This is a genomic window from Lapidilactobacillus concavus DSM 17758, assembly GCF_001435835.1.
In the GTDB taxonomy this organism is placed as follows: domain Bacteria; phylum Bacillota; class Bacilli; order Lactobacillales; family Lactobacillaceae; genus Lapidilactobacillus; species Lapidilactobacillus concavus.
The window spans coordinates 22321-41638 of sequence record NZ_AZFX01000078.1 but is presented as its reverse complement, the minus strand read 5'-3'; the positions used below and the strand labels follow the sequence as shown (position 1 = coordinate 41638).

The window sequence follows — 19318 nt, the reverse complement described above, 5'->3', positions numbered from 1 at the left end:
TTGTCTACTCTGGTCTAGGTCACAGGGTGTTGCACTTGAATTGTAAACTCGGGGAATAAAAATAAAACTAAAAAAGGTTGTGTTCTGATCAATTTGCTAATAACTGCAAATCGAACAGGACACAACCTTTTCTGCACAGTCGGAATCAGAGCTGACTCGTGGAATACCGTCGGCCGAAATGACATTGACCAATTAATTGGTTGGTTGATTTAATGTGAGTTTTTGTTATCCTTAGGGAAAGGCTGGTCGCGACGTAAAATTGCGCCGGTGGGGCAGGCAGTATAAGCGGCCTTAAAACTCGCCAGCAGTGGTAATGGAATTTCACGATTCCCCTGATTATTATCGATTTTAACGTAGGCGATGCCATCTTCATCATAGTCAAAAAGTTCTGGTGCTTTTAATTGGCATAAACCACACGCAATACATTGTTCTGGGACGACTTTTGTATACATTTTTTCCTCTTGGTGGTGAAATTTTGCAACCCAATTTATTATTGCCGTTTTTTTCTGCGGATTGGCGTCGCGTCAAGGCCATCTATTATGTGTTAGCTGGCAAGCGGACGATTTCCAATTTGAGTGCAGGGTTAACTTATGGATTACTTCCTTATTTTCGTTTGTTTCCGAAATTAAGTCAAGCTGATTATGACCAAGCCGTGCAAATCTTGATCAAACAGAATCAACTGGTGCTGCGGTCTGACGAAGGGCCACAAATGGCACGACTGACTACCGCTGGAATCGTTGCTGCGACTCAACTGACACAACAGGATCATTGGGTGAAATCTGTCGATTACTGGCAATTAGGCGATTGGCAAACGCAGTGGCAGCGATTGATTTTGAGTGTTCAAGTGATCAGTAATTATCGACATCAGGTGACCCGCTATTTGCCTGCCATCAATCAGCCAAAAGGTCAACGAGAAATTCACCGGTGGTTTTATCAGATTGGGGCGGCACAGCAGCAGATATTTATTGATGAATTAGGGGCCGCAATTGCACAACAATCACTGCTAAGTCAACAAATTTTAGTGAACTCACTCTCGAGTGAAAGTTTTTTTGGCATGAGTGACTTTCAAATAATTCAAGCCTTGAGACTAACGTCAGGTGAGTTTGAATTCGCACGAATCGAAGCGATTAGCGCCTTGGTTCGCTGTGAGTTAGCGCCGACTGCACCTCAGGTTTTGCGACAATTATTTCAGGTGACCGATCAACGACTCAGTCGACCGGCGCAACGAACTTATCAATTAGTTAGTCAAGGTAAAAGTTGGTCACAGATTTGCGCGCTGAGTCGGGTCAAAGAAGGAACACTACGAGAACATGTGCTTGAGGCGGCTATTCTCGAACCGGGTTTTGATTTTGACCGGCCATTATTGCAAGAATTGGCGGGGACAGATCCACAGGGTTATTTTGGTCAACGGCTGATTCAGATTCAGGCAATGCGGATGCGGGAGGTGAAGTCATGACGGAGGCGTCATCTTTACCGGAATTGGTCCATGAGCTACAAGGTCGGTTCAACTTTGATGCGTTTCATCCGGGACAAGCAGAATTGATCCAAGCCCTGTTAGCGGGACGCGATGCAATCGGTGTTTTGCCAACGGGTAGCGGGAAATCTTTGATTTATCAATTTTTAGCGCCACATCTTAACGGCTTATTCGTGATTGTGACGCCGTTAATTTCGTTGATGGAAGATCAAGCGAATCGGATTCGCCTCTCTAAACTTGGACAGGTTGCGATTTTGAACGGTCAGTTAGACCGTGATGAGCAGCGATATGTGCTCGATCATTTATCGAAGACCAAGTTTCTTTTCCTAGCGCCAGAAACGTTACAACGTGCAGTGGTTATTCGCCGATTAAAACAATTATCGATTGGCCTACTGACGGTGGACGAGGCACACTGTATTTCTAGTTGGGGACCGGATTTCCGCCCGGATTATTTGCAGCTGGGGGCGATTCGCCATCAACTTAAACCGACGGCGACGTTAGCGTTAACGGCAACGGCGACCGATCGAGTGGTGCAGGATATTCGTCAAAGTTTGTTGCACAATATGCCTACTTATTTGTATAAGGCGTCCGTCGATCGCTTGAATCTTTATCTGCGGACTGAGTTTGTGCAGGGACGTGAGGATAAATGGCAACGACTCGAATTGCTGTTGCAACATGATTGGCCGACGCTGATTTACACCTCTACGCGACAACAAGCCGAAGATTTAGCGTTATTAATTGCTCAAAGGACGAAACGTAAAGTCGCTTATTATCATGCTGGACTTGAAGGCACGACTCGCGCCCACATTCAGCAATTGTTCCTGCACGATCGCCTTGATACAGTGGTAGCAACGAGTGCTTTTGGAATGGGAATTGATAAGCAAAACATTCGATTACTGATTCATGATGAAATGCCCGCTAACTTCGAAAATTATCTACAAGAAATTGGTCGTGCGGGACGTGATGGTCAGCCGGCATTAACGCTGATCTTTGTCAATCAACAGGATCATGAAAGGCTAGTCAATCGTCAGCGACTTCATCAGTTGCCGTCACAATTGATCGAGAACTTTTTTGCGGCGCCACTCGCTGCCACGCCATCTGGTTTGATAGAGGAGCAAAGTCAGGTGTTAGCGACGTATCGTCGGGCCAATTTCGATGTTCAGACGGTGGTTAAACTTCTACAGAAAACACAGCGCGTTCGCGAGGATCAACTTCAGCTATTTTGGGTGTTTCTCAATTCAACGAAATGTTTGCGTGAACAGATTTGCCAGTATTTTGATCATCAACATAGTCCCGAACCCCACGACGAGACCTGTTGCAGTCAATCCACTCAATTATCATTGACTGCGGTAATTGAGCAGTTGGATTTACCCACAACATCGGTTAACCACGCTTCACCATCTTTAACGACTCTTTCTGAAGCTTGGTCACAACTTTTTGATTGCACGGTCAATTCGAGCCAAAAGTCGGTCTAACTTTCTAAAAAAAGTGATAGTTTATCAGTTTTTTAACTTATTTGAGAGTGGACTATGATAAAATTAAGGGTAAATAATTGGAGGGTCAGCTATGAACAAAGATCATGATAACGAAAAAGATGTTCAAGATGAACAAAATACTGAACGTCCATGGGAGAACACCTTTGACAATGATACTGATGACGATGGCAAGCTTTCTCGCGTGGCAACGCGGAAACGAGATCGAGGCAATAAAGTCTTCGTCCTGATCTTGGTACTCATTTTGTTAGCAGTGATTGCAACGACAATCTGGTCTTGGGTTTCCATACAAAACAAAAATGATGCGAGTCCAAAGATCGAAATCGAATCTTCGAAGAAAGTATCGTCTTCTAAAGAAAAGTCGAAGAAGTCTTCATCCAGTGAAGAAGAATCGAGTTCTTCAGAAGAAAGTTCTTCAGAAGAATCCAGTTCATCATCTGAGGTTTCAAGTTCTTCAGAAGCGGTTAGCTCGTCATCAAGCTCGACGATTTATTCAAGTGCTTCGTCGAGTTCGACTCAAGCAACACAATCTTCAACCCCAAGTACCAGTTCAACGACAGGGAGTGCACAGACTTATACGGTTAAGAGTGGGGACAACTTGTACCGCATTGCCGTCAATCATGGTCTGACCTTGACAGAATTGTTGAATCTTAATGGTTTGTCATCGGGGTCAAGTATTACGCCAGGACAAACGCTCAGAATTAAATAATTATTATCGGGAGGAATTTTTTCGTGCAAATTGCAATTGATGGACCATCTTCTGCCGGTAAAAGTACAGTTGCAAAGCTAGTCGCTAAGGCATTAAACTTTATTTATTGTGACACAGGGGCGATGTATCGTGCCACAACAGTTCTCGCTAAAGAACACCAGATCGATTACGGGGATGAAGCCAAGATCTTGGCGCTGCTTAAAACATCAAAAATCACGTTTCAACCTGCGCCTCAAGGTCAATTAGTCTTCCTTAATGATGAGGATGTTACTTTGGAGATTCGGACACCTGAGATCACCAACAATGTGTCACAGGTTTCTGCATTACCACAGATTCGAGAAGAGTTGGTTCGGCAGCAACGTGTGATTGCAGAAGGCAACAGCATCGTGATGGATGGTCGTGATATTGGAACGACTGTTTTACCGCATGCTGAACTCAAGGTCTTCTTAGTGGCTTCGGCGAGTGAACGTGCGCGCCGACGTTTCGAAGAGAATGTGACCAAGGGAATCGATACGCCGCTCAGCAAGTTGCAAGAAGAAATTGAATTACGGGATTACAAAGATTCGCATCGTGCGATTTCGCCATTAACGAAAGCAGACGATGCCATCGAGATCGATAGCACGCATTTATCGATCGAGGAAGTGACAGCAGCTATCGTAAAATTAGCAAATGAACGAAAAAGATAGTTTTTTTCGTCATTTCAGTACTTTTTACTAGCTTGTTTGTTAATTTTCTACTAAAATTAAAATGATGTTATAGTAGTTTGGGAGGATTAATTCATGTCGGAGCAAGATTACAGTCAAAGCGAAATGGAAAAGGCACTCAGTAGTGTCCATGAAGTCAAAATCGGGGACGTTGTCAAAGGTGAAGTTTTAGCCATTGATGATGGTCAATTGGTTGTTGGCATTCAAGGTACTGGGGTCGAGGGCGTTGTCCCATTGAAAGAACTAACCAGTGATCGCAATGCCAATATTAACGATCAAGCACAAGTTGGGGATGTCCTCGACTTAGTTGTGATTGCAAGTATCGGTCATGATAAAGAAAATGGTAGCTACTTACTGTCGAAACGCCGTCTTGAAGCACGTAAAGTTTGGACGACAATCGAAGATAAGTTCAAGGCTGACGAAACACTTTCAGTCACGGTTAAAGAAGTTGTTAAAGGTGGTTTAGTTGCGGATGCTGATGGTGTTCGTGGCTTCATCCCTGCTTCAATGGTTGCAGATCGTTATGTCGATGATTTGAAGAAATATGTCGGAGAGACATTTGAAGTTAAAATCATCGAAATCGAACCAAGCGAGAACCGTTTGATCTTGTCTCGTAAAGCATTAGTTCAACAAGAAAAGGCTGAAGAACGTAAAGTCTTATTCGAAAAATTATTACCTGGTGATGTTGTTGAAGGTAAGGTTGCTCGTTTGACGAACTTTGGTGCCTTCATTGATCTTGGTGGTGCGGACGGTTTAGTTCATATCTCTGAGATTGCTTACGAACGTGTTGACAAACCTAGCGATGTTCTTAAAGTCGGTGAAGATGTTAAGGTTAAAGTTTTAAGTGTTGACGCTGAAAAAGGTCGTATCTCATTGTCAATCAAGGCACTATTACCTGGACCTTGGGATAAGATTGCTGAAGTTGCGCCAGTTGGTGCGGCTATCGATGGTAAAGTTAAACGCTTGACGACATTCGGTGCTTTTGTCGAAGTTGCCCCTGGCGTTGAAGGCTTAGTTCATATTTCGCAGATTTCTCATCAACATATTGCCACACCAAACGAAGTGCTTAAAGAAGGCCAAGATGTTAAGGTCAAAGTGTTGAGCGTTGATCCAGAAAATCGTCGTTTGTCACTTTCAATCAAAGCCTTGATCGAACAACCCGCTTCAGAGAAGAAGCAAGAATCAGCTGCAGTGCCTGAAGAACATTATGAAATTCCAGAAGCTGACACTGGTTTCAGCTTTGGCGAAATGATCGGTGATGCTTTAAAGAAGAATCTTGACAAGGATTCTGATCAATAATCATCGATTAAGTTCAAAAAGCTTGGTCAAATGAATGAAATGATTAAAGGAGTTTGGACCTTGATCTGGTCGGACTCTTTTTTTATGAAACCCGCTGAATTCTTCATTATTCAGTGCAATCAATAAATAATAGTGAGGTGAGCTTTATGGCAATTCCTGTGGTCGCAATTGTTGGACGTCCTAATGTTGGAAAGTCGACAATTTTCAATCGCATCGCACGTCAACGAATCTCTATTATCGAAGATACTCCAGGTGTGACGCGAGATCGGATTTATACACATAGTTCTTGGCTGAACCATGACTTTAGCTTGATCGATACAGGTGGTATCGAGTTTAGTGATCAGCCGTTCATGGAACAGATTCGGAATCAGGCCGAGATCGCCATTGATGAGGCCGATGTGATCGTCTTTATGGTGAGTGCTCGTGAGGGCGTGACTGATACAGACGAACGTATCGCGCAGATTCTTTATCGCGCTAAAAAAGATGTGATCTTGGCTGTCAATAAGGCAGATAATCCCGAACAACGTCAGGATATTTATGACTTTTACACGTTGGGTTTGGGAGATCCAATTCCTGTTTCTGGTTCGCAAGGAACTGGTCTCGGTGATTTGCTGGATGAAATTGTTTCTAAATTTCCAGTTGAAAACGAAGATGAAGTTGAAGATACCATCAAATTCAGTTTGATCGGTCGTCCTAACGTTGGTAAATCGTCATTAGTGAATTCGATTTTAGGCGAGCAACGCGTGATCGTTTCGAATATCGAAGGCACGACACGTGATGCTATCGATACTCGGTTCACAGATGAAACGGGACAGAAGTTTACGATGATCGACACCGCGGGTATTCGTAAACGTGGTAAGGTCTATGAATCGACTGAAAAGTACGCTGTGATGCGCGCCCAGAGTGCCATTGATCGTTCAGATGTCGTCCTATTCGTGATCGATGGTGAATCCGGCCTGCGTGAACAGGATAAGAAGGTTGCAGGCTATGCCCATGAGGCTGGTCGCGCCATCATCATCGTCGTCAACAAGTGGGATTTGGTTAAAAAAAATATTAATACCATGCAGAAGTTTACAGAAAAGCTGCGGGGCGAGCTCCAGTATCTTGACTATGCGCCAATTGTATTTGTCTCGGCTATCACGAAGCAGCGTCTTAATCAATTACCTGAGTTGATCAAGACGGTTTCGGTGAACCAACAACGTCGTGTGCAATCTTCAATTCTTAACGATGTCTTGTTGAAAGCAGTTGCCATTACGCCAACACCAACGGTTAAGGGCAAGCGACTGCGTGTTTACTATCTGACGCAAGTTGCCATCAAGCCACCAACCTTTGTGGCCTTTGTCAACGATCCCGAATTGTTCCATTTTTCATATCAACGTTTCTTGATCAATCAATTGCGTGCTAGCTTCGATTTTTCGGGAACGCCAATCCACTTGATTCCCCGTCAACGCAAATAAAATGAGCTTTTTGAAGCGCTTTTTGGCTAAATCGATTCAACCCATGATTTTTTTGGTAAATATTGATGGTTTTTTGAAAAAAACCTTGTAGCCAAGGCGTTTCTATGGTAACTTAAGTTGTGGAATAGTGATTCAAACGCATCATTGTTTCATCGATTCTGGTAAGCCAGGATCGATATGTTCAGACCGAAAAAGTCTGACAGCGGGAGGTGAAATCCATGGCAAATAAAGCAGAATTAATCGACAACGTAGCAACAAAGACTGGCTTGACTAAAAAAGACGCAACTGCAGCAGTTGACGCCGTATTCAGCTCAATCCAATCAACACTTGCTAAGGGTGAGAAGGTTCAATTGATCGGCTTCGGTAACTTCGAAGTACGTCAACGTGCAGCTCGCAAAGGCCGCAACCCTCAAACTGGTGCAGAAATCGAAATTCCTGCAAGTACAGTACCTGCATTCAAACCAGGTAAGGCACTTAAGGATGCTGTTAAATAGAGCAATGTACGAACCGTTAGAGCTGTCTGGCTTTAGCGGTTTTTGTTTACCCAAAATTTTAACCATCCCCAGATTGAGACGACTGATGAGGCCTTCAAAGAATTGAGTGCAACACCCAAAACAATCACTCATATGCTGAGATAATTCGATGATTTATTTATTTTAAAAATTATCGCTTGCTTTTTACAAACATATGTTCGTATAATAGCCATATCAGAGATTAGCGAGGTGGTCTTATGGAACGCAATGTTCCTCGTGAACAATGGTTGTATCCTGATCGCGGTATGGCCAAGTGGTTGGGATGGATTTTGAGCGATCATTCTGCCTATATGGAAGAAGAATCGGTGTTTGAACGGCCGTTTCTGCCTAAGTCCGAGATGTCTGCGGTCGAGATCGATGGGTTACTTCAGCAAGCTTGGGAGCAGTCTGAATTAATCTCAGTCCAAAAAAATGTTGAGCAAGATCAACGTTTTGAGCCCGATATTCAAGGCGCTTTGGTGGGCTTTGACCATGGGATTATTTATATACAGGGTAAAGATAATCAAGCGCAGGAGGTTGCCGTTGCTGAAATCCGGCATATTGAGCTGCTAGACGCCAAGAAGTGGTGGCTTTCATGACACCATTAGACGATCTTAGCAAACTCCCGGTTCATGATATTCTTTGTATTGACTGCAAGTCTTTTTATGCGTCGACGGAGGCAATCCGACGCGGTGAATTTCCATTAGCCGCGAAGATTGCAGTCATGAGTCACGAAGAATCTAATGGTGGTTTGATCTTAGCGGCAAGCCCGATTCCTAAGCAACAGTATCGGGTAAAGCTAGGCACAAGGCGTTATCAAATCGACGACGAAATGGATATTGAAATGGTGGAGCCACGGATGGCTGACTACATTAAGAAGAACTATCTGATTAATCAAATCTATCAGAAATACACGGATCAACAGCATTGGTACCCATATTCGATTGATGAATCTTTTATTGATGTGACACATTCTCATAAGTTATTTGGGCCGACTTCAGAGATCGCGGCTCGTGTTCAAGACGAAGTTTTTGCTAAAACGGGAATCATCACAACGGTTGGTATCGGTGAGAACCCCTTATTGGCTAAGCTAGCACTAGATAACGAAGCAAAGTATCAGGAACCATGGCGTGCTAACTGGACCTATCAACGTGTTCCTGAAACTATTTGGCAGATTGAAAATCTAACGGACTTCTGGTCGATTGGCGAGCGAACAGCAAAGAAGTTACTCGCACTTGGTATTCATAATCTTTATCAGCTTGCACATGCGGATCGCGCACGCTTGCATCGAAAGTTTGGGGTGCTCGGTGATGCGCTGTACTTCCATGCTTGGGGAATCGATTATTCCACACTCGAACGACGCTATGTTCCACGTCAAGAGAATAAGGGGTATGGCAATAGTCAGATTCTGATGCGTGATTATAACCAATTAACGGAGATTGAAACCGTGTTAAGCGAAATCGCAGATCAAGTGGGGACTCGTTTGCGCAAGCACCACGTTCAAGGCGAAGTCGTCGGCATCTCGGTCGGCTTTGCCCAACCCGATGATCAAGGCAAGAAAGGCTTTAGCGCGCAGACTAAAATTAGTCCCACTGATCAAACGAAGGATCTTATCCAGACGGTGCGTTATCTGTTTGAACAACATTGGCAAGGCAATACTGTACGTAGTTTAGGTGTACGCGTGAATCGGATCAGTCATCGTCATGCCTTACAGTTAAATCTATTTGAGAGCAGTGCGCGGTCCGAAGCTAATCTCCTGTTAGATCAAACCATTGATCAGATTCGTGATCGGTTTGGTTATCAGTCTTTGATTCGCGGCTACTCAAAGACCTCTGGTGCGACTGCAATCAGTCGCTCAGGGCTGGTAGGAGGTCACCACGGCTAATGATTGCAGAATCAAGACAACTTATCACAGCTTACCAGAAGTACTTTAAACGGACGTTTAACTACCAATATTGGTTAGTCATCGTGAATAATCATTTTGATCATTGTTATGCCATTTTTCTTTATACGCGTAAGGTGCATACTCAGTTGTTACGCAGCTATGAACTGGTTCATTTTTCCAATCAAGATCAAGCTTTATATCAACAGGTCCTAGCTGACTTGAAAAAAACATCGCGGCTGTCGATTGAATTCCGCGATACGCGACATTTAATTCATCCTGGAACCGATATTGTACAAGATACTGTTCATGGCCATGGCAGTCACGCTAACTATCATGTACAATCGCAAAAAAAAATGGATCAGGACTTCAATAGTTGATTGATTTTTGGTAAAATTTAGTGAATTGTATTCAGGTTTATCTGATACTTTCATTATTTTAAAAACTCCAGGGGGGAGAAAAATGAATCAATTTATTGTGTATCGTCATCGAAGTAGGGAAGTAACAATTTTAGTTCTTTCGTTAGTGATGTTATTATTGTGTGCGCGGATGCTGACTATGGCGGATACAATCATGATGTTAATTATCGCAGTGATTGCGTTGGTCTTCTTTGGCGCTTGCACGGTGATCATTGTGAAACGTTTAGTTACAGGTGGACAGCAGTTGATTGTTTTAACGACAGAGGGATTCTATGATTATTCTACAGCGACGTCGACGAAGAAAGTACTAGTTCCTTGGCGTGAGGTCGAAAAAATCGAGAATGCTGAAATGTTAGGACAGCATTTCGTCTCGGTCTACTTGAAGGATCCCGAAGCATTTCTGACTCAGTTACCAATGGTCGTTCGTAAAATAGCGCAGGTCAATGCCAAAATGGGTTACGGCGAAATTAATATCAACTTACAGACGACGAAGAATATTAACGAAGATGAGCTTGTCGCTAAAATGAATACATTTCTAGCCGCATCGTAAGGACTTAGGCTTCAACAGGAGAAACGCTGTTGAAGTCTTTTTATTTTCAAACCGATTCGTTTCGTGTTACTTTAAATTTGATTTTGAAACGCGTGAGGAGGAGAGAAAAATGTTCGATGTTTTATTTATTGGTAGTGGTCAAGGTGCTTGGAATGGTGCGATTCCAATGAGTCAAATGGGTTTAAAAGTTGCCGTCGTGGAATCTGGTCAATTCGGCGGCGTCTGTACGAATCGTGGTTGCAACGCTAAGATTACTTTGGACCAACCTGTCGAGCTCGTTCAGACGATTCGCCAATTACAGGGGCGTGGATTTGACACTGTACCCACAATTAATTGGCCGGATTTGATGGCGCATAAGCAAGAAGTCATTGGAAAGTTAGCAGAGAGCAACAAACAAAAGCTTATTGATGCTGGCGTTACCGTTATTATTGGCCATGCGACCCTAGTAGATCCAACGACTGTTCGCGTGAATAATCAAGATTATCAGGCGCAAAAAATTGTGCTGGCACTCGGCCAACGTCCCCACGAATTAACCATTCCCGGTGCAGAGCTGACCCATGACAGCACCGACTTTTTAGCTATTCCAGAGATGCCTCAACGGCTAACAATCATCGGCGCTGGCTATGTTGGCATGGAATTTGCATCGATTGCCAATGCGGCTGGCGCTAGTGTCAACGTTGTTGTTGCCGGTCATCGGCCACTGCGTGGTTTTTATCAGCCGTATGTTGATCGTTTGGTCAACAGTTTACGTCAGCGTGGCGTGCGCTTCTTCTTCGACCAAGAATTAACCGAGGTGATTTCGAGCACGAACGGACTGACACTCAAGGGCCCTCATCAATTTGAGTTGACAAGTGATTATATTTTAAATGCCAGTGGTCGCGTCCCTAATCTTGAAAACACTGGCCTTGAGCAACTCCATATTGCGACCAATGAACACGGCATTATCGTCAACGATCATTTGCAAACGAACATCGACACAATTTACGCCACAGGTGACGTTGTGGCTAAACCCCAGCCGAAAATCACACCGACTGCGATTTTCGAATCACAGTACCTTGCGCAATTATTTACGGGGCAAACGAAAGCAGCCATTCATTATCCTAGCATTGCAACGACCGTTTTTAGCTCACCCCGCATTTCGCAAGTGGGCATCAGTCCAGATGTTGCCGCAAAATCGCCCGACCAATACACTATTGAGACCTTTGATTATGCGGATGACTGGTTTAAACAGGTTCAAAATGAGGTCGATGCAAGTTTAACGTTGGTGTTTGATCAGGCACATCTTTTGGTAGGTGCTGTCGAGTATAGCCACGAAGCGGTAGATTCAATCAATGGGTTACTAGACGTGATTGAAATGCGGCTGACGCATGAACAGGTGCAGCGGTTTATTTATACATTCCCAAGCATTCAGCATAGTTATTTTAGGAAGATCTAGATTTTCTGAGAATCGTGTAAAACCGAAGTTGCTACAGACAATGGGCATGCTAGCATGGGCATCGCCTCGCCGAAGTTGCTACGTAAAACGGTTGTTCTTGCTGTGGGGCCGGCTTCCGCCTTTTTGCTGCGCGCTTCGCTTGCTGCAAAAATGGCTGCAGCCTAAAATTGGAGCTTTCGCAAACGTGTTCCACAAGGCAACTATCTGTGCTTAACAACAACTTCTAAACGATTCGCAAGCGAATCATTCAGAAGTTATCGTTAATGCTCGATAGCTGACCGCCTTGTTACGCACTCTATTCGAAGTCTTCAATTTACCCGTTCTGTAAGTCCGCGCTACTCGCGGTCTAACAGAACTTTCACAGCATCACAACCATTTTCCTCCGCAACTTCTGATTTAGTCGATAACGCAAGATAACTGGGCAAGATTTGGTGGCAGCCTATTTCTTCGAACAAAAAATCATGATCAAACTAAAAAATCGTGATTGCGGCAAATGGCGAAATTGAGATACGATAAATATTTAGATTCACGCCAAATTACTTGCTTCATTTGATTGAAAATGACAAGTATTTTGGCGTGAATATTTGTATTCTTCGTATGTCTAGAATGACAAATCAAGAAAATCGAATTTTTTTATTGTTATTCGCCGAAGTTGCTACGTAAAATGCTTGTTCGTGCTGTGGAGCTGGCTTCCGCCTTTTTACAGCGCTGCGCTTACTGCAAAAATGGCTGCAGCCTAAAATTGGAGCCTTCGCAAACGTGTTCCACAAGGCAACTATCTGTGCTTAACAACAACTTCTAAACGATTCGCAAGCGAATCATTCAGAAGTTATCGTTAATGCTCGATAGCTGACCGCCTTGTTACGCACTCTATTCGAAGTCTCCAATTTACCCGTTTTGTAAGTTTGCAAAAAGCGTGCAGACCAACAAAACTTTCACAGCATCACAACCATTTTCCTCCGCGACTTCTGGTTTAATCTAAACAATTGAATAATTGGTTTGGTGATCTATACTGATTTCTACCCCTTAATTTAAATCTCAAATCGGTATTCACATCTGAGTCAGGGAACGGAGTGGAAAGTTGTTGCCGTGCTATGAAAATGTTGTTAATCCGCGAGGGCCATGCGGATTTTACAACATGGGACAAACATTAGACTTCGCGTGGAGTGTGTAACAAGGCGGGTAGCTTCTGAGCATTAACGATAATTTCTGAATGATTCGGTAACGAATCGTTTAGAAATTGTGGTTAAGCGCAAGAAGTTGCCTTGTGGAACACGTTTGCGAAGGCTAATGTTTAAGGCGGAAGATTTATTCGCCGAGTGCGAAGCACGAGCCGAATAAACCTGGAGCCGGCCCCATAGCAAAGACAACAGCTTTCCACGCAGTGGACTGACGGGTCTGAGAGCTGTACGTGCAGTGAACTGACGATATCTGTCAGCCAGACAATTTTTAAATCGCTCGACGATCAAAAATAATGATGCTACTCCCCAGACTGATAACAATTGCACCAACCGCCACTAGCGCGGCCGGCCAGAAATCGCCGACTGCGAGCTTTCCCGTTAATAAGGCAAGATTCTGAGTGATCAGTGTGAGTGGATTACTTGCTTGCCAAGTGGGCACGATGTTGATGAGGGTCATCAGAATCACAGCACCACCGCAGGTCAGCAGACTCCCAATCGTAGTTGTGAAACAAATGCCACCAAGAATGAGAAGACTGATAAGTAGGAGCCCAAACAGCCAAGGACCGCTAAAGGTTAGGATGAGATGGTGGTAAGTGGGCATTGTCCAGTAATAAGCGGTGTAGGCAGTGGTGATTGCAACACTGAGAGCATAGGCAGAAGTCCATAGCACCGTTGTCATCGTGAATTTGGCAAGGATTACCGTGCGCCGCGGCAATCCCTTGGTCAGTAAGTTGATCAAGGTGCCACGGGTGAACTCAGTTGCCACGGTTCCAGAAAAGAGAATCACCAGCACCAGCAATCCCATTTGCCTCATGTTCTTGAAGAATTGTGCCCAGGAGTCTAATGCGGTTGGTGGTGGCAAAGTGATTTTAACACCAGTGGTCGCGAGTTGTTTCAAGATTTCTGGCATTAATTTTGCAAACAGGGGGCTGATTACGCCGAATAAAATGAAGACAGCGACCAGCAGTGGTGTCTTATAGGTGCGCCAATTCTCACGTGCTTCTTTTTTGATTAAGGCAATGTAGGCTTTCATTGAACCACCTCCATGAAGAGTTGCTCGAGTGTAGGTGCGGTTCGTTCGAGACTAATTGGGGTGAGTTGCTGTGTGGCTAGGGCTTGCATGACTGTCATTTCTAGTTTGAGAATATCAGGGGCAGTCAGGGTGACACTGAAGGACACCAGATCAGTTTGAAAATCTGACCAGCCTAAGCTGATGAATTGGTTTAATTCGGCTGTGGTGGCAAATTTTACGCGTAGATGATGAGTGGCATGCTTTGCTTTTAAATCATCGATTTGGCCAGTCAGTGCAATCTTGCCAGCATGCAGAATGGCGATCTCGTCACAGATCCGCTCGACATCTGCTAAGACATGAGTAGAAAAGAAGACGGTGGTCTGTCCCTTGAGTTGTTGGAGAATATCGAGAATTTCGAGACGGCCGACTGGATCCAGCGCACTAGTAGGTTCGTCACAAATGAGTAGTCGTGGTTCGTTTAAGAGCGCTTGTGCAATACCGAGGCGTTGTTTCATGCCTCTTGAAAAGCCGCCAATTTTTTGGTGGGTATTCGCTAAACCAACGTGTGTTAGTAATTCTGTGCTTCTTTGATTAAGGCAATCTTTGGAGAGACCGCTGATTTCACCGCAGAGTTGCAGGTATTCTTGAGGACGCATGTAATCATAGAAGGCAGGTACATCGGGTAAATAACCGATTAGTCGATTGGTTGTTGTTTGACCGAATGTGACGGGTTCACCATTCACCTTGATCACGCCTTGATCTGCACGTAGTAAGCCGAGAATCAGTTTCATGGTTGTTGTTTTACCAGCACCGTTTTCACCGAGAAAACCGAAAATACGGCCTTCCGGAACGATCAAGTTGAGATCATTAAGCACCATTTGGCGACCGAAACGTTTCGTCACGTGTTCGAGAGTCAAAATGGGCATCAGTCGTCCTCTTTTCCAAACACAAAGTATAAAACGGGGCCAATGATATTGATGAAGCTCGCAATTACCCATAGCAGACGGTTGCCATGCTTATAGGTCTTGTGTCGCAGGATATGAATCAAAGCCGCTGCCGTTAAACCAACTTGTAAGATGATTAAAGGAATAAGGAAAGGTAAATAGTCAATGCCGATTTTCATGTTGATCATCTCCATTATTAAAGGAATCGAGTTGTTGTACGATTTTTTGATAGGCGGGCTCATCAGCCAATGGGGCAAAGGCGGGATAATTCAAGATGAACTCTCGCAAAGTGTCTTGAATTGTTTGTTCTGTACGCACAAGCGCGATGCCAGAAGTCAACTCATCCAACCAATCGGCCAATTGATCGAAAAAGGTATCGCCATGAATAGGTGTTGGAAATAAGTTGTGTGTAAATAGCGTCACGGCTTGTTGGAGTGCAGCTAAGGCGACCTCTCGCTGACTCGAATTTGCGCTAGCAATGACGGCTTGTTGGAGATACGCCTGAATGGCCAAGTTTGGATTGAGATGTTCAATGTCAAAGACGTCAATTAAACCCAACAATCGTTGCAAAATCATTTCGGATCGTTGAGGATTCGTCGCCGAAAACTGGAGGTAATTCAGTAACACGCTTGTTAAAGCTTGCAAATATTGATAGCTACTGATCTGAAAAGTTTTTTCTGCGGCTTTTAAATCTCCCAATTGTTGCTGGGCTTGCGCAATTAAAGTTTCATCAGAAACGAGTGGCTGCACACGATCACTAAGTAGACGCAAAACCTCTGCAGGGTGATTCAGTGAAAGCTGACAAAAGGCCTGCGTCGTTAAAGCTTCCTTGATCAATTGAACGTCTTCACTTTTTGTACGGACGCGGATGCAGAGTGTGATGGCTTGTTGGAGCACGGTTTGCTGAATCTCAGGTGTGGGCGCAAGTGAACAATGATTGATGAGTAGGGTGACCATTCGCATTAAAAAAGGGAAACAGGCATAATACCGCTTGATCAGCGATTGACAGTGTTGGTAGCTAGTGTCAAAATTCTGCTGCGTAAATTCTTGAGCGAGCTGTTGGTAGATAATTTTAATTTCTACAGTGGTGAGTTGTGGGGCATACGCGAGTAATTCGTCGAGTGTGATGTCGAAATAGGCGGCAAGTTGTGGTAACAGGGTGATATCTGGGTAACTTTGTCCCGTTTCCCATTTAGAGACCGAGGCCTTTGAAACGCCCATGTCCGCCGCTAACACGTCTTGAGTGATACCCAAGGCGTGTCGTTGAGTAATGATTGTCGCACCAATATTGATTTCTTTCATAGGCAACCTCCTGGCTATATCATACTAGTTGATAAAGTTAACCACAATCGATTCGTAGTTGATTCCAGCCATAAAAATCAACCAGCACGATACTTTGATGACGGCCGAATTTGAGCGGCAATCTGGCAGGACAAAATTGGAATGACTTATCTAAATTTCATGCAGGTTAGCTAATAACGACATGTGTGGTCGATATGAAATTTAACCACCGATGATCTTAGAAAAGAACCGCAATTTTTGCGATCAACACGGCTTTTTGTCGGTGAAATTCAATCTTATGCTATACTAAATAAGATTGAAAACTTGGAGGTTAGTTCTGATGGATGGTGTGATTCCGTTATTCAAGGAGAAAGGCATGACGAGTGCCGATTGCGTTTATCACCTGCGGAAGATTTTGCATGAGCGGCGAATTGGCCATACTGGCACGTTGGATCCCGAAGTCGATGGGGTGTTGCCAATTTGTGTCGGGCAAGCAACGAAATTAGTGAATCGATTGCTGACTGGGGGTAAAATTTATCAAGGTGAAGTGACACTGGGCTACGCGACCACGACCGAGGATGCGACCGGCGATGAAATCGCGCGTCAATTTATTGCGACCCCTCCGAGTGATCATGACGTTGATCAGGCATTGCAAGCCATGACCGGCGATATTAATCAAGTACCGCCAATGTTTTCTGCAGTGAAAATCAACGGTAAACGTTTATATGAGTATGCTCGTGCTGGCGAGACCATCGAACGACCAAGTCGACAAATTCACGTCGATTTTTTCACGCGGACTTCACCAATCACCTATGATCCGAACACCGGAGAGGTGCGTTTCCGCTTCGAGGTCGGTTGTTCGAAGGGGACTTATGTCCGTACACTCGCTACGGATTTGGGCGTCAAGCTTGGGTATCCATCGGTGATGTCAGATTTGCGCCGATTGAAAAGTGGTGGCATCGAATTGGCACAGACGGTGACTTTAGCAGAGGTTGAAGCCGCAATGGCATCGGATCAGTTGGTGACAGTGTTACGGCCGATTGAACAAGTGCTTGCCAATTTACCTCAACAGTTATTGAATGAGACCCAATGGCAGCGCGTCAAAAACGGCGGGGCACTTCAACTTGAACGCCAAGAGCCAGAAGTGGCGCTTGTTTTTAACGATAAAATTAAAGCAATCTATCAATATCGCGTCACGTCACTAGGTAATTATGTGGCGGAAACGATGTTATTAGGAAATGAATGAGAGAAGGATCAGTTCTTGCAAGTCATCCATTTAAAATATCCAATCGATTTAAACGACAAAACCATTGATCAAGCGCCAAAAGTTTTTGCACTCGGTTTTTTTGATGGCGTTCATCTGGGTCATCAGGCGGTGATCCAGCGGGCCTTAGCTATTGGGAAACAACGCCAATTACCTGTGGCGGTGATGACCTTCGATAAATATCCTGGGATCGTTTTTCATAAAGTAGATGCCGACAACTTCGACTATCTGACGACGCTAGCGCGCAAAGAACAGTTGATGGCGGAAATGGGCGTGGACGCCTTGTATGTGGTTGATTTTACGTCGAAAGTTGGTCACCTGACACCACAAGCATTTGTTGACCAATTTCTCGTGGATCTGGGCACTCGAGTTGCAGTTGCCGGATTCGATTATACTTATGGTAAACCCGATGTCGCCAACATGACTTGCTTGCCAGATTATGCGCAGGGCAGATTTGAGGTCGTGCAAGTTGCTGAACAGAAATTAGGTCCTGAGAAAATTTCATCCTCGAAGATTCGTGCGGATCTCGATCATGGCAATGTGGATGAAGCCAACAAATTTCTTGGCTACGTTTATCAAACTAGCGGCATCGTCGTTCATGGTGAGGCACGCGGACGCGAACTTGGCTATCCAACGGCGAATATTAAGACAACAGATGGCGAACGGTTGCCCGGAATCGGTATTTACGCCACGGAAATTCTGGTCGATGGTCATTGGTATCCCGCGATGACTTCGGTCGGGCGCAATATCACGTTTGGCGATCAACGTCCGGTCACCGTCGAGGTCAATCTCTTCGACTTTCACCAAGACATCTATGGCGAAAATATCGAGTTGCGGTGGAATCATTGGTTACGCGGCGAAGTGAAATTTACTGGTGCCAATGCATTGATTGAACAACTAGCGCAGGATGAGCAGGAGAGCCGTGCTTATTTCGCCAAACAAGCAGCCAATCATCAATAAAATTTGCTAACTTGACGACCATCAATTTCTTTCTTGGTGAGAGGGACTATGCTAGTCTCATCAATGAGAAAGAGGGTTATCCCATGGCAACAGAAATCAATAATCAAGCGTTTATCGAGGCAGAGTTTCCCAAATTGAATTTCTTCACCCGGCAAATTGTGAAAGTTCATGGCGCCAATCACCCAGAGTTAGCAGAGGTGCGTGAATTGTTCGTCGCTATGGTGCAGAAATTGCAGGCTGATCTACAGGCTGACTTAACACCCGAGTTCCAACAATTACGACGCGTGACTCACAATTACCGCGTTCCGGAGGATGCTTGCGGCGCATACCAGGCGACTTATGAATTACTCGAGCAATTTCAAGAGGTTGAGCGGATTACGGCTTGATTTGGACAAAGGACACGTGATGAGCGTGTCCTTTGTTGTTTTTTGAATGAAGCTGTGCCTGTCAGGCCACTGTACGTCTGTCAGATCCTCGAACCCGTCAGACCCGTCAGTCCACTGCGTGGAAAGCTGTTGTCTTCGCTGTGGGGTCGGCTGCAGGTTTATTCGGCTCGTGCTTCGCACTCGGCGAATAAATCTTCCGCCTTCGATTTGAGCTTCTGCGCTGCAGAATCTCAAATACGACCCTGCAGTAAGTCCGCGAAAGCAAGCTCTCGCAAACAACTGCATTTCACAGCACGGCAACAACTTTCCACTCCGTGCCCTGACTCAGATGGGAAGGCGGAGCTGAGATTTAAATC

At 44.6% G+C, this 19318-nt stretch carries 20 protein-coding genes; 15 read left to right on the top strand and 5 right to left on the bottom strand.

Features of this window, described 5'->3' with window-relative positions; all coding sequences use genetic code 11:
• Nucleotides 1-209: 209 nt before the first annotated feature.
• Nucleotides 210-452 (bottom strand): ferredoxin, encoded by a 243-nt coding sequence (locus tag FC15_RS06885; RefSeq protein ID WP_057825212.1) that lies wholly within the window; start codon nucleotides 450-452, stop codon nucleotides 210-212.
• Between the two features lie 23 nt (nucleotides 453-475).
• On the opposite strand from FC15_RS06885, the gene FC15_RS06880 reads away from it, so the two are divergent.
• The 12 genes from FC15_RS06880 to FC15_RS06825 all read left to right on the top strand — a co-directional run bounded on the left by FC15_RS06880 (nucleotide 476) and on the right by FC15_RS06825 (nucleotide 11934).
• On the top strand, nucleotides 476-1456 hold the full coding sequence (locus FC15_RS06880) for a YpbB family protein (RefSeq protein WP_057825210.1): 981 nt from the start codon (nucleotides 476-478) through the stop codon (nucleotides 1454-1456).
• Nucleotides 1453-2949 (top strand): RecQ family ATP-dependent DNA helicase, encoded by a 1497-nt coding sequence (locus FC15_RS06875; protein WP_057825208.1) that lies wholly within the window; start codon nucleotides 1453-1455, stop codon nucleotides 2947-2949. Before FC15_RS06880 ends, FC15_RS06875 begins: the two co-directional genes overlap by 4 nt.
• 91 nt (nucleotides 2950-3040) lie before the next feature.
• Nucleotides 3041-3676 (top strand): LysM peptidoglycan-binding domain-containing protein, encoded by a 636-nt coding sequence (locus FC15_RS06870; RefSeq protein ID WP_057825206.1) that lies wholly within the window; start codon nucleotides 3041-3043, stop codon nucleotides 3674-3676.
• A 23-nt stretch (nucleotides 3677-3699) separates the two neighbouring features.
• Nucleotides 3700-4362 (top strand): (d)CMP kinase, encoded by a 663-nt coding sequence (gene cmk / locus FC15_RS06865; RefSeq protein ID WP_057825205.1) that lies wholly within the window; start codon nucleotides 3700-3702, stop codon nucleotides 4360-4362.
• Nucleotides 4363-4455: 93 nt separating this feature from the next.
• Entirely contained in the window at nucleotides 4456-5679 is a 1224-nt protein-coding gene (gene rpsA, locus FC15_RS06860) for a 30S ribosomal protein S1 (RefSeq protein WP_057825203.1), read from the top strand.
• Between the two features lie 146 nt (nucleotides 5680-5825).
• Nucleotides 5826-7136, top strand: a complete 1311-nt coding sequence (gene der, locus FC15_RS06855) for a ribosome biogenesis GTPase Der (RefSeq protein ID WP_057825201.1) — start codon at nucleotides 5826-5828, stop codon at nucleotides 7134-7136.
• Nucleotides 7137-7354: 218 nt separating this feature from the next.
• On the top strand, nucleotides 7355-7630 hold the full coding sequence (locus FC15_RS06850) for an HU family DNA-binding protein (protein ID WP_057825199.1): 276 nt from the start codon (nucleotides 7355-7357) through the stop codon (nucleotides 7628-7630).
• 236 nt (nucleotides 7631-7866) lie between these two features.
• Complete coding sequence (locus FC15_RS06845; protein WP_057825197.1) at nucleotides 7867-8247, top strand: hypothetical protein; 381 nt, start codon at nucleotides 7867-7869, stop codon at nucleotides 8245-8247.
• Nucleotides 8244-9533, top strand: coding sequence for a Y-family DNA polymerase (locus FC15_RS06840; RefSeq protein WP_057825194.1), 1290 nt, complete (start codon nucleotides 8244-8246; stop codon nucleotides 9531-9533). Before FC15_RS06845 ends, FC15_RS06840 begins: the two co-directional genes overlap by 4 nt.
• Nucleotides 9533-9910 (top strand): hypothetical protein, encoded by a 378-nt coding sequence (locus tag FC15_RS06835; RefSeq protein WP_235803358.1) that lies wholly within the window; start codon nucleotides 9533-9535, stop codon nucleotides 9908-9910. Before FC15_RS06840 ends, FC15_RS06835 begins: the two co-directional genes overlap by 1 nt.
• A gap of 82 nt (nucleotides 9911-9992) precedes the next feature.
• Complete coding sequence (locus tag FC15_RS06830; RefSeq protein ID WP_057825192.1) at nucleotides 9993-10499, top strand: STM3941 family protein; 507 nt, start codon at nucleotides 9993-9995, stop codon at nucleotides 10497-10499.
• A gap of 109 nt (nucleotides 10500-10608) precedes the next feature.
• The gene (locus FC15_RS06825; RefSeq protein WP_057825190.1) at nucleotides 10609-11934 is read left to right on the top strand and encodes a dihydrolipoyl dehydrogenase family protein; all 1326 of its coding nucleotides are present in this window, start codon (nucleotides 10609-10611) and stop codon (nucleotides 11932-11934) included.
• Between the two features lie 1449 nt (nucleotides 11935-13383).
• Here the strand turns inward: FC15_RS06825 and FC15_RS06820 are convergent.
• The 4 genes from FC15_RS06820 to FC15_RS06805 are packed head-to-tail and all read right to left on the bottom strand — an operon-like array spanning nucleotide 13384 to nucleotide 16373.
• Complete coding sequence (locus tag FC15_RS06820; protein WP_057825188.1) at nucleotides 13384-14148, bottom strand: ABC transporter permease subunit; 765 nt, start codon at nucleotides 14146-14148, stop codon at nucleotides 13384-13386.
• A complete protein-coding gene (locus FC15_RS06815; RefSeq protein WP_057825186.1) occupies nucleotides 14145-15053 on the bottom strand; it encodes an ABC transporter ATP-binding protein in 909 nt (302 codons plus the stop codon). Before FC15_RS06815 ends, FC15_RS06820 begins: the two co-directional genes overlap by 4 nt.
• Nucleotides 15053-15250: a PLDc N-terminal domain-containing protein gene (locus FC15_RS06810; protein WP_057825184.1), complete on the bottom strand. Its 198-nt coding sequence runs from the start codon at nucleotides 15248-15250 to the stop codon at nucleotides 15053-15055. Before FC15_RS06810 ends, FC15_RS06815 begins: the two co-directional genes overlap by 1 nt.
• Nucleotides 15234-16373 carry a helix-turn-helix domain-containing protein gene (locus FC15_RS06805; protein ID WP_057825183.1) on the bottom strand — a complete coding sequence of 380 codons (1140 nt, stop codon included), beginning with the start codon at nucleotides 16371-16373 and terminating at the stop codon, nucleotides 15234-15236. Before FC15_RS06805 ends, FC15_RS06810 begins: the two co-directional genes overlap by 17 nt.
• Nucleotides 16374-16692: 319 nt before the next feature.
• Between FC15_RS06805 and truB the strand changes: the two genes are divergently transcribed.
• The 3 genes from truB to FC15_RS06790 all read left to right on the top strand — a co-directional run bounded on the left by truB (nucleotide 16693) and on the right by FC15_RS06790 (nucleotide 18962).
• Entirely contained in the window at nucleotides 16693-17598 is a 906-nt protein-coding gene (truB, locus tag FC15_RS06800; protein WP_057825181.1) for a tRNA pseudouridine(55) synthase TruB, read from the top strand.
• A 15-nt stretch (nucleotides 17599-17613) separates the two neighbouring features.
• Nucleotides 17614-18576, top strand: a complete 963-nt coding sequence (ribF, locus tag FC15_RS06795) for a riboflavin biosynthesis protein RibF (protein WP_057825178.1) — start codon at nucleotides 17614-17616, stop codon at nucleotides 18574-18576.
• Between the two features lie 83 nt (nucleotides 18577-18659).
• On the top strand, nucleotides 18660-18962 hold the full coding sequence (locus FC15_RS06790) for a hypothetical protein (protein WP_057825176.1): 303 nt from the start codon (nucleotides 18660-18662) through the stop codon (nucleotides 18960-18962).
• Nucleotides 18963-19318: the final 356 nt, after the last annotated feature.